This window comes from Cycloclasticus zancles 78-ME (genome assembly GCF_000442595.1).
In the GTDB taxonomy this organism is placed as follows: Bacteria; Pseudomonadota; Gammaproteobacteria; order Methylococcales; family Cycloclasticaceae; genus Cycloclasticus; species Cycloclasticus pugetii.
The window spans coordinates 1,039,616-1,056,502 of record NC_021917.1 but is presented as its reverse complement, the minus strand read 5'-3'; the positions used below and the strand labels follow the sequence as shown (position 1 = coordinate 1,056,502).

Annotated in this window: 9 protein-coding genes; 7 read left to right on the top strand and 2 right to left on the bottom strand. The window is 41.1% G+C overall.

Annotated elements, in window-relative coordinates; genetic code table 11:
* The first annotated feature begins 8 nt into the window (after positions 1-8).
* The 7 genes from CYCME_RS05120 to CYCME_RS05090 are packed head-to-tail and all read left to right on the top strand — an operon-like array spanning position 9 to position 12,625.
* Entirely contained in the window at positions 9-1,838 is a 1,830-nt protein-coding gene (locus CYCME_RS05120; protein ID WP_041932905.1) for a thiamine pyrophosphate-binding protein, read from the top strand.
* Between the two features lie 2 nt (positions 1,839-1,840).
* The gene (locus CYCME_RS05115; RefSeq protein ID WP_020932317.1) at positions 1,841-2,668 is read left to right on the top strand and encodes a citryl-CoA lyase; all 828 of its coding nucleotides are present in this window, start codon (positions 1,841-1,843) and stop codon (positions 2,666-2,668) included.
* Positions 2,665-3,465 (top strand): hypothetical protein, encoded by an 801-nt coding sequence (locus CYCME_RS05110; protein ID WP_020162360.1) that lies wholly within the window; start codon positions 2,665-2,667, stop codon positions 3,463-3,465. The genes CYCME_RS05115 and CYCME_RS05110 overlap by 4 nt, the downstream gene beginning before the upstream one ends.
* A 50-nt stretch (positions 3,466-3,515) precedes the next feature.
* A complete protein-coding gene (locus tag CYCME_RS05105; protein WP_020932316.1) occupies positions 3,516-5,591 on the top strand; it encodes a TonB-dependent receptor plug domain-containing protein in 2,076 nt (691 codons plus the stop codon).
* A 56-nt stretch (positions 5,592-5,647) separates the two neighbouring features.
* Positions 5,648-6,619 carry an ABC transporter substrate binding protein gene (locus CYCME_RS05100; RefSeq protein ID WP_015006233.1) on the top strand — a complete coding sequence of 324 codons (972 nt, stop codon included), beginning with the start codon at positions 5,648-5,650 and terminating at the stop codon, positions 6,617-6,619.
* Positions 6,612-11,075 carry an EAL domain-containing protein gene (locus tag CYCME_RS05095; RefSeq protein WP_020932315.1) on the top strand — a complete coding sequence of 1,488 codons (4,464 nt, stop codon included), beginning with the start codon at positions 6,612-6,614 and terminating at the stop codon, positions 11,073-11,075. The genes CYCME_RS05100 and CYCME_RS05095 overlap by 8 nt, the downstream gene beginning before the upstream one ends.
* A 26-nt stretch (positions 11,076-11,101) precedes the next feature.
* Positions 11,102-12,625: a fumarate hydratase gene (locus CYCME_RS05090; protein ID WP_020932314.1), complete on the top strand. Its 1,524-nt coding sequence runs from the start codon at positions 11,102-11,104 to the stop codon at positions 12,623-12,625.
* 68 nt (positions 12,626-12,693) lie between these two features.
* Here the strand turns inward: CYCME_RS05090 and parC are convergent, their stop codons facing one another.
* Complete coding sequence (parC, locus tag CYCME_RS05085; RefSeq protein WP_015006236.1) at positions 12,694-14,937, bottom strand: DNA topoisomerase IV subunit A; 2,244 nt, start codon at positions 14,935-14,937, stop codon at positions 12,694-12,696.
* A gap of 9 nt (positions 14,938-14,946) precedes the next feature.
* Positions 14,947-16,833, bottom strand: coding sequence for a DNA topoisomerase IV subunit B (gene parE, locus CYCME_RS05080; RefSeq protein WP_020932313.1), 1,887 nt, complete (start codon positions 16,831-16,833; stop codon positions 14,947-14,949).
* Positions 16,834-16,887 lie beyond the last annotated feature (54 nt).

Below are 16,887 nucleotides of genomic sequence, written 5' to 3'. Positions count from 1 at the left end.
AGTACCGGATGAGTTTAACCCTAACACAAGCAGTCCCGCAAAATGAAATCGCCACATGCGAGCTTCTCCTCGATTATTTAGAAAAAATTGGTGTTGAATATGTTTTCGGCATTCCAGGTGGTGCTATCGAACCACTCTACAATGCCTTAGCTAAAAGTGAGAAACGTGGCGGCATAAAAGCTATCACCGCTAGACATGAAACAGGGGCTGTTTTTATGGCCGACGCCTATGCAAGAAATACCGGGAAACTAGGTGTCTGCTGTTCCACTACCGGCCCAGGTGCAACAAATATGGTCACCGGTGTTGCTTCCTCATTTGAAAATAACACCCCGTTACTTGTTATCACTCCTCAAGCATCTCAGGATAAAGTAGGTAAAAAGGCTCTCCAAGAATCTGGAGATACAGGGGTTAATATCCCTGGAATGTTTCAGTTTTTTACCAAATACAATAGTTATGTAACGCATGTGGGGCAATTTGAGCATAAACTTGTATCTGCTATCATGTCTGCTTTTAGTATGCCAGGAGGCCCAACACACCTGAACATTCCAACTGATGTATTAAAAAGCCATATCCCTCCTAAACAACATCCAGTCAATATAAATAATTTATTAAGCCGCCCCTACTTAAAAGACGAAAAAGCTATACAAGCTCTTATAAGTGAACTTCGTCATTCAAAAAAGACTATTTTCGTAATCGGTGCAGGCGCTAAAGGTTGTAGCCGATTAATAACCGATTGCATTAATGATTTAGGTATTGAATTTGTTGCTACACCTGATGGTAAAAGTTTTATTAATCCTTACCACCCAGCCTATAAAGGTGTTATTGGTTTTGCCGGACATAAGAGTGCTAGTAAAGCACTTCAATCAGATGCCGTTGACTCTATTGTCCTTATTGGTTCTTCTTTAGGTGAGTTTAACAGTAATGCATGGGACCAATTATCTTTATTGAACAACAAACTAATACATATTGATAATAACGAAGATAACCTAACAAGATCTTCTATGGCGAAGCTCCAAGTAGGCGGTCATATTCCAACTATCTTAGAAGCCATTTTAGAAAATAATAGAACGCAAATTAAAAATAAAGAAAAAATCTCAACTAAGTCCGTTATAGATAAAACTCAATTATTCGCTGATATATGTATAGATAATCAAAAAAAACTCCATTTTGAGCTTGATGACTCTACAAAAACCAAAGATCGGTCTAGCCCATTAAAACCACAGTTTTTAATGGCGCAGCTAACTCAACTTTTCCCACCTAATACCCGTTACTTAGCTGATAATGGCAATAATATGGCTTGGGCAGTTCATTATTTAAACCCCTATGACAGGCGCTTTAGTGGCCGCCGATCTTCACAAAGAGACCAAAAAGATAGACGAGCATTTAGCGCCGGGTTATTACAAATTAACACTGAGTTTTGTTCAATGGGTTGGTCAGTTGGAAGCGCCATCGGTACTGCACTAGCGCACCCAAATGATCCCGTTCTTTGTATTGTTGGTGACGGCAGCTTCCTCATGTCAGGTAACGAAATAACAGTCGCATTACAAGAAAAGTTAAATATTATTTTCCTTGTGATGAACGATCAACATCTTGGTATGGTTAAACATGGTCAACGATTAAATAAATCAGCCGATATAGCCAACACATTACCGAATATTAGTTATGCTTTAATGGCATCAGCCATGGGCATCATGAGTCATACCATTGAAACAGCCGTTGACTTACTGCAGCTCGATACCAATAAAATTTGTGAACGTAAGGGGCCCACTCTACTCGACGTTAGAATAGATGCAGAAGAAGTTCCCCCTATTGCTACGCGCTTAAAAGGGATGAAGTAACAATGGAACAAGAAAAAATAAATACTAAAATTTGGTTTGAAGAAGAAGAACCTGACAACCCATTTGCCGCCAAAACATCTTACTGTTCTGGTTACGATGTTTATGGTGATTTATTGGGTAAAATCTCTTGGCCCGAATACATTTTTTTATTATTTAAGCTTGAAAAACCCTTACCCTGGCATTCTAAACTATTAGAGGCTATCGCTATTGCTATTGCCAATCCGGGCCCTCGTGATTTAGGTGTCCGTGCTGCTATGAATGGTGGTGTAGGCGGTTCAACCGCCGCTTCCTGTTTAATGGCCGCCTTAGCACCCAGTGCTGGCAAAAATGGAGGGGCAAGGGAAGTTTATCAAGTGATGCGCTTATGGCAACAGTGTGAATTTGAATTAACTCAATGGAAACAAAGTTTATCCAACTATCAAGATGAAGAAGAAATTGAAGTTTGGCCAGCTAGTGAACACACCCCTGGCTTTGACCCGTATGGGGCAAGTTGTGCCACCCCCGTTTTACAAACATTGGATCACTTAACGTCCATATACTCTGACGGAGCTCTCAGCTATTTATCAGCTAATCGACAGATATTTGAAAAAGCTGCTGATGCACCATTAGGCATGACTGGTGTCATAGCCGCAGCCTTCACCGACTTAGGTTTTACGGATGAACAAGCAGAAATGCTATACCTTTTGCTTCGCCTTCCTGGCGCTGCAGTACACTCACTTGAACAAAAAAAACTGGGCTGGCGTAAATACCCATTTTTTGGAAATGGCTTAACTCTCACTAACGACCCTGGCCCATCAAATTCTAACCAAACATCCCAAGACGAACTATGAAAGGTCCGATAACACTTAAGCAGGCTGAAGATAATTGGCAAACCAACATGGGCGTTTTCGTCAATGGAGAACGTGCTATTTATCGTGGAAAAGATATATTTAACGAATTGGCCGATATTAATTGGTTTAAGTTAATTATGTTTGGTATCACTGGACGTGAATTTAGCAACCAACAAATAAAACTTTTTGAAGCCATTCAGGTAATCACCGTTAGTTACCCTGAGCCAAGGCTATGGAATAACCGCATCGCCGCCTTATCAGGTAGCGCAAGATCTACGGGTATATTAGGCTTATCAGCGGCCACTGCATGTTCAGAAGCAAAAATTTTTGGAAACCAAGCAAATATTATCGCCATTGACTTTATTAAACGTGCAAAAAAAGCTATTGAGGCAGGTGCAGATTTATCTGAATTTGTTATTAGTGAGCTTAAAAATAAACGAGCTATTGGTGGTTATGGTCGCCCCTTAGTTGATTCTGATGAACGAATCGCACCTTTATTAAATAGAGCTAAAGAGCTTGAACTTGCTAATGGCCCACATGTCAAGTTGGCCCTAGACATAGGTAATATTTTATCTAAAAGTCGTTATCGGCAAATTTTAAATGCAAGCGGTTTAGCTGCAGCATTAATGGCTGACCAAAACTTTGGGCATCGCGAATACTATTACGCAACCATGCTAGCTTTTTCTGCCGGTATTATACCCTGCTATATTGATGCAGCGAATCACAAAGAAGGCAGTTTCTTCCCGCTAAGCTGTCAACGACTAAACTACAAAGGACATGACGTAAGAAGCTGGTAATTTTTAAAATATCCGCTAACCTTAAATAAAATAATATTTTTGTTCCCCCCATGAAAAAAACACATGCTTGGTTACTATTAACCTTCCTCTCCACCTTTGGAGCTAATTCATACGCATTTGATGAGAGCGAGAATGCCTTAGCAGACATATATGGCGATGAGGATTATATATATATAGCCACAGGGCGAAAACAAACAGTATCTCAAGCACCTGCTGTTGCAAGCACAATTACTGCTAAAACCATTCGTCAAATCGGCGCACGTGATATTGATGAAGTATTAGAAACAATACCAGGCTTGCATGTCTCTTATACTGCTGGTGGCTATAACCCTATATACCAAATACGAGGAATCACATCAAACTTTAACTCCCAAGTTTTAGTGCTTATCAATGGGATCCCTATCACCAATATATTTACTGGGAATCGCTCTCAAGGGTGGGGAGGTATGCCGGTTGAAAATATCTCTCGTATCGAAGTTATCAGGGGACCAGGTTCTGCTATTTATGGGGCTGACGCGTTTGCTGGAACTATAAATATCATTACTAAAAATTCCACTGAAATAGATGGGCTAGAAATAGGCGCGTCCGCAGGAAGCTTCGATGAATACCGAGGCTGGATACAATACGGCGGTTCGAAAGCCGGTTGGGACACGGCTTTCTCTGCTCAAGTTTTAGATACATATGGCCAGCACGAAAACGTAAACTCAGATTTCCAAACAACCCTTGATAATCTTACTGGAACCTCTGCCTCTTTAGCGCCAGGTAATATTAATTTAGGACGCCGCGCATTAGACACTCGAGTTGATATCTCTAAAGCCAATTGGCAATTACGTTTAGGGTATCAAGCCAGAAGAGACGGTCAGGTAGGTGCAGGGCTTTTTCAGGCACTTGACTCTGCTGGTGAAGCAGATGCTGATCGCTATAATGCGGACGTTACATATAAAAACACAAGTTTCTCAGAAAATTGGGACTTTAAAGCGCAATACAGTTTTTTTAACAGCATCACTCGATCCGACTTAGTATTACTCCCACCAGGTGCTAATACCACCGGAATTCCGAGCCATACGTTTCCAGATGGTGTTCTAGCGAAGCCCGACATATACGAGCGCCATAACCGCATCGACTTATCAAGCTTTTATACCGGCCTAAAAAACCATGATGTTCGTCTTGGTATCGGCTTTCACCATCAAGACCAATACAAAATTGAAGAAAAGAAAAACTATTTACCATTTGGCCCAGCCTTAATCCCTCTTGGCGAACTAGTTGACGTCAGTGACACGACCCCTTTCAACCAAGAAAAAACACGTAAAATTTACTATGGTTTTGTACAAGATGCATGGGACTTTGCTCCTGATTGGACTTTAACTGCCGGCCTACGCTACGACCATTATTCCGATTTTGGCGACACAATTAATCCACGACTAGCCTTAGTCTGGCAAACCAGTTATCGCTTAACCAGTAAGCTTTTATATGGACGCTCTTTTCGTGCCCCTTCATTTGTTGAACAGTTCAATATTAATAACCCTGTTGCTTTGGGCAACCCAGATCTAGACCCTGAGGTTATTGACACCTATGAGATTGCCTTTGATTATAATACATCCAACAACCTAAAACTTAGTTTGAATTTATTCTACTATCAAATGGATGATATTATTCGTTTCGCCCCTACAACAGCTAGCAATACTGGCAAACAAACAGGGCACGGCTTAGAAATGGAAGCAAACTGGAATGTAACAAACAAGCTTTCCATCTATGGTAATTATGCCTACCAGTCTTCTGAGGATAAAGACACTAATAGCGATGCCGCAGATGCCCCTCAACAACAACTTTATCTGAGAGCCAATTATGACATATCGCCCATGTGGTCAATCAACTCTCAACTAAACCATGTCCGTGATAGGCAACGTGCTGCAAGCGATTTACGCCCAGACATAAGCAATTACACCACCATTGATTTAACTCTACGTGCAAAAGGACTTAACCCTGACATAGAACTTGCTTTATCGGCTAGAAATTTACTCGATGAAACAGTCAAAGAGCCATCCGAAGCACCTGGAAGCATCCCCGATGACCTGCCTCTTGCTGGCAGAGCTTTTTTTGTTGAACTGAGAAAATCTTTTCATTAAACCGATAAAGCTGTCGATAATGGCAAATAAACAATAATCAGGGATGATTAAACAACATGATATATTTTAAGATATTTTATAGTACCGCTCTACTTGCCATACTTTTTTATACAACGACAATACTTGCTGATGACACATTAGAAGCTAGCGCTACCTTCAACATCACTGTTGTTTACCCTGATGTTAGAAAACCTTATAGTACACTTTTTGAATCTATTATTAGTGGCATTAAGGAACAGCCTAAGCTAAACGTACAAACACAATTAATGGATAACTCAATGCTGGAGACAGATATCCTAAATTCTCTTAGACAAGAGAGCCCAGACGCTGTTATTTTATTAGGTGGCGGCAGGCGAGCACTACAAGAAAAAATAAACTCTCTTTATAAAACAACCTATGGTGCCTTATTTCTTTCTGACCATGATATCAACAATGGCCGTTATGGCATTTCTATGACCCCAGACCCCACTCTTCTCTTTTCTGAATTAAAAAAAATACAACCAACAGTCAAGGAAATTCATGTTGTTTTTGATCCAAAAACTAATGGTTGGTTAGTTCAAAGAGCCATTGAAAACACCCCGAACACAGGAATAACCGTCATTCCATACGAAGCCTCAAGTTTGCAACAAGCGGCCCTAATTTATAAAGAGATTGCTCGCAATAATGACCATACTAACAGTGCTTTATGGCTTATACACCATGATCCCACCTTTGATAGTAAAAGCTTATTACCACGAATTTTATCGGACGCTTGGAAATATCAACAAGTCGTCATATCCACTAACCCCTCACATGTACGAAGAGGGGCTTTATTATCACTGCTACCAGATAGTCAACAAATAGGAAGAGATTTAGCCACCACCACAGTTCGATTATTAAGTGGGCAAAAAGCATCACCCGTTACGCCAATGCAGTCATCCCTAGTTGTTGCGAACCTTAGAACAGCCAAACATCTTCCAAACACCATTCGTTTAGATCAAAAAACTAATTTTGCTTTGACCTACCCAAGAGCCTCAGCAAATGATTAAAACGTTTTACAAATTTTTAACACAACGTAGTTTTAAAAACCTCCTAACGACAACCTACTTTATTGGCATCATACTTTTAATATCCATTGCCACTTTAATCACCTCCAATTTATCGTCTAAAAGTGTTCATGACAGCCTTAATCAAACTGGACTCCAGCTTGTTGAGTCATTAGGAAATAACAGTCGCATCGCCCTTCTCTATCTCAGTCAGGATGAAGCTGAATTAGTCGTAGAATCAATCCTCTCCTTCCCGGATGTTAAAGCAGCAGGGATCTATGATGACAAAATGCAAGTAATCTACCAAAGTAGTGACCTGTTAAGTGCAGGCACTAACACCTTACCAGTAGAATCAACGTCTTTAGATTATGAAAATGAGCATGAGTGGAGCTATAGCTCACCTGTTTATAGTACGCTCGATGAAGAAACATTACTTTATTCAGATAGTGAATTTAAGCCAGAACTTCTAGGTTACGTGCGCCTAACGGTTGGAAAAAATGTACTCAGGTCGCTTAAAAGTGATTTTTATAAGTACAACTTAATGGTGATAGGTAGCTTAGCCCTATTATTATTGTGGGCTCTTTTATTCATCACAAAACGTATTAGCAAACCAATCGATAATTTAGCTAAAAATATGCTAAATGCTGCTCAAGGCAAGCGAACTGAACGCAAAGGTATCGGTAGCACAGAAGACATTATGCGCATGGAACAAGCCTTTACAGACATGATGCATATTTTGGAAAATCGTGAACAAGAACTCATTACTACGCGTGACATCGCTATTGAGGCAGCTAAAGTCAAAAGCGAGTTTGCCGCCAATGTCAGTCATGAACTGAGAACGCCTTTAAATGGTATTTCAGGCATGCTAGAACTATTATCTGATATGGACCTTAACGTCCAACAGAAAGAATACCTAAAGGTTGCCTCTAGCAGTGCAAATTCATTACTAAGCCTTATCGATGATGTTTTAGATTTTTCCAAATATAACCAACAAGATGTCGACTTACACGAAGAATCGTTTAATTTACGTAACACGTTGGAAAACTCCATTACCCTACTCAGCGCTCAAACTCAGCACAAAAACATTTCTATCGCCTATTTTTTAGATGCCGATGTACCTCTTCATCTAATTGCTGATGAGTTGAGGCTCCAACAAATCATACAAAATTTACTCGGTAACGCCATTAAATTCACTCCGGCTGGTGAGGTGAGCATTTCTATCTCAACCTCAGCATTGAATGAAAACAACCTAACCTTATTATTTGAAGTAAAAGACACCGGCGTTGGTATCCCTCAAGAAGTTCAAAATAAAATTTTCACTGCCTTCTCTCAAGCCGATAACTCTACTACTCGAGAATATGGTGGAACAGGCTTAGGGCTTGCCATCAGCCGACAGCTAGTCACTATTTTTGGCGGTGAAATGGGCGTAAAAAGCAAAGTTGGTAAAGGCAGCACTTTTTGGTTTACTGCTAATTTTACTGTCGACATGCAAGCCGAAGCCTTTGAACTATCAAGCGCTGAAATATCACCCACTCAACCTAATGTTTTAACGGTTAGCGATGATGATTTTTCTCACCGTTTTATCGTTCAACAATTTCAAGCATCACCTTTTCATGCCGACCATGTCACTGATGGGATGACAGCTATAAAGAAACTACGTCAACACGAAACTTTATCAAAGCCTTACGATTATATTTTAATTGATAATCTTCGTTCAAACATTAGCCAAACAGCCTTAATTCGTATGATTAACGCTGACCATACTTTAGCCAACACAAAGATAATTGTCCTCATCGCTAACCAGTCAAGTCAGCTTAATGCAACAAAAGAGCTCAACGTATTTGGGCATATTACTAAACCAATTAAACAATCTGATTTATTATTGCATTTACGCTCAACCGTTGAATCAAAACCAACATTATTACCTGAACAGCAAGCACTCAAAGAACCCCTACCAGACTATTCATTTAAGAAAATTCTTGTTGTTGAAGACAATAAAGCGAATCAACTGGTTGCTAAAGCCATGCTAGAACGCTTCCACTGTAATGTAACCTTGGCTAACGATGGTCTTGAGGCATTAGAGCTTTTTTCCAGCCAGTCCTTCGACCTTATTTTGATGGACTGTCAAATGCCAGAGATGGATGGTTATGAAGCAACATTCCAAATACGTGAACTTGAAACTGTCGACAAACACACACCTATCGTTGCACTAACAGCCAACAAACAAAACGCTGACCGAGAACAATGTATCGCGGCGGGAATGGATGACTTCATGTCAAAACCATTAACACTGCCCACATTAAAAACCACCTTACTGAAATGGGTTACGCAAGAAGCTGCACAAACCAACCCTATCGAGGACAGTGAAGACAAACCTCTCATACAAACAGTCTTGGATGAAAAAACATATTTAAAACGGCAACAAAACCTTGGAGCTGAGTTCAAAACTACTTTACAGTCTTTCCTTGAGCAAACCCCTCTCAGCTTATCCCGCTTAACAGATAGTGTCTCAAAGCTCGATAGGATTGCTATAAAACGTCTTGCAGAATCTGTTAAAAATAGCGCTTTCGATATTGCTGCACTACGCCTTTCACAAGCCTGCAAGAAATTAGAAAGTGCTTGTGATGATGGAGAAGCTAAATTTCTAGGCCTTCAACATAAAATAATTCTATTTGAGGCTGAGTTAGTTATCAAAGAAGTCTCTATAAGACTAAACAACAGTGAGACTGAAAACCCAGTCGTCAGTCAACACCTTAACCCTGCTAGGGTTTTATTAATAAACGCTGACAAAAGAGACCGCTTTTTAATCAAAAATGCCTTGGAAGATAGTGGCCACAATGTAGATGAAGTAATTAACAATTATCAGGGGATGCTTTATTGCGAACGAAATAAACCTGATATCGTTATTTTAAATCATGATTTATCTCATGATGACATTGAGCTTGTCAAAACGTGTGAGGTTTTTAATAGCAGCGGTATTCCTTTCACTATCACCTCAAACTTAGAGAGTGAAACCTCGATTAATAATGCATTTAAAATGGGAGCACTCGATTATTTTTCAACACCATTAAACTTGTCTCTTTTTATTCATCGGATTAATCGAATATTAGCCACCAAACAAACTGAAAAACAAATATTTAACTTAGCGCATAAAGATCATTTAACAGGCCTAATGAACAGGTCTTTATTTACTAAGAAAGTTTCTGAGCTGATCAACAAACACGAGCGCGAGCATAAAATAATGGCCGTTATTTTCCTCGATTTAGACCGTTTCAAATTAGTCAATGATTCCTATGGCCATGAAGCCGGCGATTTACTGCTTAAAATTGTTGCTGAGCGCCTCTCAAGAAGTGTTAGAGATGTCGATATCATTTCAAGGTTTGGTGGTGATGAATTTGTTGTCGCTTTAACCGATGTTAAATCACATCAAATAATCGAAACCCTAGCACGTAAAATACAAAACAACCTCTCAAGGCCCTTTGTTTTCTTAGAGAAAGAAATGCACGTTAGCGCCAGTCTTGGCATCAGTGTCTATCCAAGTAGCGGCAAGACGGTCAGTAACCTGATAAAGAACGCCGATATTGCCATGTATTTATCCAAGCAATCAAAAAGCCCTTACGTCTTCTTTGACGATACGATGTCCGAGAGCATTAACCAACGTTTAGTCATAGAAAATGAACTACGTAATGTTATTTTACGCGATGAATTAAAGGTTTTTTATCAGCCACAATTTAGCGCCACAAACGGCGAGCTTATCGGTATGGAAGCCCTCGTCCGCTGGCAACACCCTAAAAAAGGCCTAATTCCACCGAATAACTTTATCGGTTTAGCTGAAGAAACAGGGCAGATTCATATGATTGGCGAGTGGGTTATGGAAACAGCCTGCAAAACGTTAAAAAACTGGATTGACCGAGGGGCAAAACCAATTAGAGTTGCCGTTAATTTATCTACACTTCAGCTAGAAGATGACGGCATCGTAAACAAAATATCGTCTATTCTAGAAACCACTCGGCTTCCACATAAGCTTCTTGAATTAGAAATAACTGAAAGCTCCGTTATGAATAACGAACAACTGATGATTGAAAAGCTAAACACATTAAAAGAGTTAGGTATCAAACTTGCCATTGATGACTTTGGAACGGGCTACTCTTCTTTAAGTTACTTAAAACGTTTGCCAATTAATTTATTAAAAATTGACCGCTCATTTGTTAATAACTGCCTGCTTAACTCAATAGATTCTGACATTATACGGACGATTATTATTTTGGCTCACAGTATGGGTATCGATGTCATTGCAGAGGGAGTTGAAACAGAACAGCAAAGCACGCTTCTAAAAAGCCTCAATTGTGATTTCGTACAAGGCTATTTATTTGGCAAGCCAATGCCTAGTGAAGAGTTCGAAAAGCTTATTTTCAACAACGTAAGAGATAACGTATATCCGATCACTTTGTTACAATAAGTTTTTTAACCAAACAGGGTGTTTTAATGACCATTATCAAACAAAATGACCTTATTGAAAGTATCGCAGCTGCTTTTCAATTTATCTCTTATTATCACCCAAAGGACTACATTCAAGCGTTAGGCCAAGCGTATGAGTTAGAAGAGTCACCCGCTGCAAAGGATGCAATGGCACAAATTCTTCTTAATTCACGCATGTGTGCGATGGACCACCGGCCCATCTGTCAGGATACCGGTATAGCAAATATATTTTTGGAAATCGGCATGAATGTCCAATGGGACAGCAGCATGAGCGTCGAAGATATGTGTAATGAAGGAGTAAGACAAGCTTACCTCCACCCCGACAATGTATTAAGAGCCTCTATCGTCTCTGACCCATTAGGCGCAAGAAAAAACACAGGCGATAACACGCCCGCCGCTATTCACATGAAAGTAGTGCCGGGTGATACCGTCAGCATTCATGTTGCCGCTAAAGGCGGTGGCTCTGAGAATAAATCTAAATTTGTCATGCTGAACCCGAGTGACAGCCTTGTAGATTGGGTACTTAAAACGGTACCTACCATGGGGGCTGGCTGGTGCCCACCTGGCATTTTAGGTATTGGTGTTGGTGGCACTGCGGAAATGGCCATGAAACTAGCCAAAGAATCGTTAATGGAGCATGTTGACATTCAAGAGCTTAAAGACCGTGGCCCCAGCAATCGTGCCGAAGAACTTCGCCTAGAGCTATACGAAAAAGTTAATGCTCTCGGTATAGGTGCACAAGGCCTTGGTGGTTTAACAACAGTGTTAGACGTAAAAATCAACCATATGCCCACACATGCCGCGTCTCTACCTGTCGCAATGATTCCAAATTGCGCGGCAACTCGTCACGCACACTTTGTTCTCGACGGATCTGGCCCATCCTATATAGAACCACCCAAGCTTGAAGATTGGCCAGAAATTGCCTGGACACCCGATGCAAAAACTAAACACGTTAATCTGGATACTGTCACTGAAGAAGAAACGCATACTTGGCAGCCTGGCGACCGTCTACTGTTAACTGGTCACATGTTAACCGGCCGCGATGCTGCACATAAGCGCATTGCTGACATGTTTGCCAAGGGTGAAAAGTTACCAGACGGTGTTGATTTCAAAAATCGTTTTATTTACTACGTTGGCCCAGTTGACCCTGTGAAAGATGAAGTTGTTGGTCCAGCAGGCCCAACAACAGCAACCCGTATGGATAAATTTACCGAGATGATGCTCGATAAAACCGGCTTACTGGGTATGATTGGAAAAGCTGAACGTGGTCCTGATGGTATTGCCGCCATTAAAAAACATAAAGCCACCTATTTAATGGCTGTTGGAGGCGCTGCTTATCTTGTCTCTAAAGCAATAAAAGAAGCTAAAGTTATCGCTTTTGATGACTTAGGAATGGAAGCTATCCGAGAGTTTTATGTTGAAGACATGCCCGTAACCGTAGCAGTCGACTCTACCGGTGAATCAGTACATAAAACAGGCCCTGCTTTATGGCAGTCGAAAATTGCTGGTATTCCGGTCGTTAGTGAATAAAAAGTTCGACACACAAAAAAGCCAAGCGTTATGCTTGGCTTTTTTGTGTTTTCTCTTTTTTCTATCACTTAATTCTTGTTAAGTAATTCAATGGAACCTGGGTTTTGAAAACCACGTGGTAATTTAACACCACGCTGGGCCCGTTTTCCTTTATAAGCATCTAAATCAGATAATTTCAAATTAATATGTCGTTTACCCGCATTAATACGAATAGCTTGCTGCTCATTGACCACACAAAAACCGATCACTTTATCATCCCCTGATTTTAAATCTTTAGTCGGGATTTGAATCAGCTTATTTCCTTTACCGCGGCTTAATACCGGCACTTCACTCACAGGGAATATTAATAACCGGCCTTGTTTACTGACAATCGCAACCCAGCCCTCTTCAGCCTCGTATAACGCTGGTGATAGTAGCTTTGCACCTTCTGGTATTGTTAATAAAGCCTTACCTGCTTTATTTTTAGTTTGTAAGTCATTCAGATTTGTAACAAAACCATAGCCAGCATCAGATGCCAGCATAATATGCTCATCTACACCTGCAATAACATCCGTAAACATAGAACCGGCAGGTGGTTTCAAACTACCGGTGATCGGCTCGCCTTGCCCACGTGCTGATGGCAACCCATGAACTGGTAAGTTATATACCCTGCCTGTTGAGTCTAAAAAGTAAACCCAGTGATTGCTGCGGCCTTTTGCCGATGCTAAGTATTCATCACCTGACCTAAACGTTAAACTCTTTGGGTCAATATCATGGCCCTTAGCGGCACGAACCCAGCCTTTTTGTGAAATAACAACCGTCATAGGCTCATTGGGAATAAGCGCTCGCTCATCTAACGCCTGTGCTGCTGACCGATTGACAATCGGCGAGCGCCGAACATCTCCATACAATTGAGCGTCTGCCTGAATTTCTTTTTTAACCAATGTCCGCAAACGTTGTTTTGAGCCTAGAATTTTTTCTAACTCATCACGCTCCTTCGTCAATTCTTCCTGTTCTGCACGAATTTTAAACTCTTCTAACTTTGCTAACTGACGCAATTTAATCTCAAGAATCGCATGTGCCTGAACATCAGTAATATTAAATTGCTGCATTAATGCATCTTTAGGATGATCCTCTTCTCGAATAACCCGAATGACTTCATCAATATTTAAATAGACAATCAATAATCCATCTAAAATATGTAAGCGATCATTTACTTTATCTAAACGATGCTCCAAACGTTTTCTAACGGTTTCAAGCCGATAAGTTAACCACTCCGCTAATAATACTTTCAAGTTTTTAACTTGCGGTTTTCCACTTAAGCCGATTACATTGAAATTGACACGGTAGGTTCGCTCTAAATCGGTTGTTGCGAAAAGGTGCGACATTAATTGCTCGACACCAACTCGTTTAGAGCGCGGCACAATAACTAATCGTGTTGGGTTTTCATGGTCTGACTCGTCTCGTAAATCTTCTACTATAGGTAGCTTTTTGGCACGCATCTGTGACGCAACTTGTTCCAGCACTTTCGCCCCAGATACTTGATATGGCAGCGCTGTCACAATAATTTGACCTTGCTCCATTTCATAACGCGCTCTTGCACGTAGACCACCTGAGCCTTTTTCATACATTGCACGAATCTCATCACGCGACGTGATTATTTCGGCCTCTGTCGGAAAGTCCGGTCCTTTTATATGTTCCATCAGCGTATCGATATCTGCCTTTGGTTCATCCAATAGGCGGATACAAGCGCTCGCCACTTCATTTAAATTATGTGGCGGTATATCTGTGGACATCCCTACGGCAATCCCTGTAACACCATTTAATAACAAATTGGGTAAGCGTGCAGGTAACAACTTAGGCTCTTGTAAAGTGCCATCAAAATTATCGGTCCACTCAACCGTGCCGTGCCCTAACTCGCTCAACAAACTGTTTGAATAAGGCGCTAAGCGTGATTCTGTATAACGCATCGCCGCAAAAGACTTTGGGTCATCTGGTGAGCCCCAGTTTCCTTGCCCATCTACCAATGGGTAACGGTAAGCAAACGGTTGCGCCATGTGCACCATCGCTTCATAGCAAGCGCTATCACCATGCGGATGGAATTTACCCAATACATCACCCACTGTTCGCGCTGATTTTTTAAATTTTGCGTTATTAGATAGGCCTAATTCAGACATCGCATAGACGATACGGCGCTGAACAGGTTTAAGACCATCTGCGATATGTGGCAATGCACGGTCTAAAATAACGTACATGGAATAGTCCAAATATGCTTTTTCAGTAAATGTTTTTAATGGCAGCGTTTCAATGTTTTCAAAAGATGTTGTCGTCATAATGTTCTCTTATATATCTGCCAAATTACCACTTTCTTCTAACCATGCTTTACGGTCTGAAGCACGTTTTTTTGCAAGTAACATATCCATTTTGGCATGGGTTTGATCACCCGATGTCATATCTAGTCTCACTAAGCGACGTGTATCCGGGTCAAGTGTAGTCACCCGAAGTTGAGCAGGGTTCATTTCACCTAAGCCTTTGAAACGCTGTACATTAATTTTGCCTTTTAATTTTTCAGCCGCAATACGATCTAACACACCTTCTTTCTCGGCTTCATCTAGGGCGTAAAACACCTGCTTACCCACATCAACTCGGTATAAAGGCGGCATCGCCACATAAATGTGCCCTGCTTCGACCAATGCCGAAAAATGCCGAACAAATAAAGCACATAACAGAGTGGCAATATGTAGCCCATCAGAGTCCGCATCGGCAAGAATGCAAATTTTATTGTAACGTAAGGATTTTAAATCTAAGGAGCCGGGCTCCACACCGATTGCTATTGAAATATTGTGTACTTCTTCCGAGGCTAAAACATCAGCAGGGTCTACTTCCCAGGTATTTAAAATCTTTCCTCGTAACGGCATAATAGCTTGAAACTCACGATCACGCGCCTGTTTAGCAGAGCCGCCTGCAGAGTCCCCCTCAACTAAAAATAGTTCAGAACGATCGGAGTCTTGGGATGAACAGTCTGCTAATTTTCCTGGCAAAGCTGGGCCGCTGGTCACTTTTTTACGAATAACTTTTTTACCCGCACGTTGCCTATTTTGTGCACGTTGAATAGCAATCTGGGCAATTTCTTCACCTATAGCGGGGTGTTGATTTAACCACAGACTAAAACTATCTTTAGCCGTTCCCAAGACAAAAGCTGCACATTCTCTAGATGTCAGCCTTTCTTTTGTTTGGCCTGAAAACTGTGGGTCTTCTAACTTGATAGATAGCACATAATGACAGCGCTCCCAGACATCATCTGGCGTAATTTTAACCCCGCGAGGGAGTAACGATTGGAATTCGCAGAACTCTCTGACCGCTTCGGTCAATCCTGTGCGTAAACCATTAACATGCGTACCACCTTGTGATGTAGGCACCAAGTTTACATAACTTTCAGTAATCCCTTCACCGGCATCTGTTGACCAAGCAACTGCCCACTCAACCGATTCGCGTTCGCTACTCGCACCCGACACAAAGCCTTCTGGCGGCAATAAAGTTAAATGTTTTAATTCACCTAATAAATAATCGGTTAGGCCATTTTGATAAAACCACTCTAATTTTTCAGCATTGATTTCATCCTTCAAATAAATATGCAAACCAGGGCAAAGGACGGCTTTGGCTCGAAGTACATGTTTCAACTTAGATAACGAAATCACAGCCGAGTCAAAATAAACAGGGTCTGGCTTAAAATGAACAGATGTACCGGTGTTTCGCTGTCCTACTGTTCCAAGCTCTGCCAAATCTGCTACTTTGATACCATTCTCAAAAGCCATGTGCCAACGCTTACCAGTACGCTTAACTTCCACATCAACCCGAGATGACAACGCATTAACCACAGAAATGCCAACGCCGTGCAAACCACCAGAAAATTGATAGTTTTTATTTGAAAACTTTCCGCCAGCGTGCAAACGGGACAGAATTAATTCGACACCTGGAACACCATGTTCTGGGTGAACATCCACTGGCATCCCTCGTCCATCATCGTCAATTTTGACCGAGCCATCTTTATATAAAGTTACGACTATTTCACTTGCAAAACCCGCAATTGCTTCATCGACACTATTATCAAGTACCTCTTGTACTAAATGATTAGGTCTCACCGTGTCGGTATACATCCCCGGTCTTTTTTTAACTGGGTCGAGCCCCGTTAGGACTTCAATGTCAGAAGCTTCGTATTGACTATTCATAAACTGGGTTAATGACTCGTTAAAGTATAAATGAAGGCCGGATTCTAACCATTA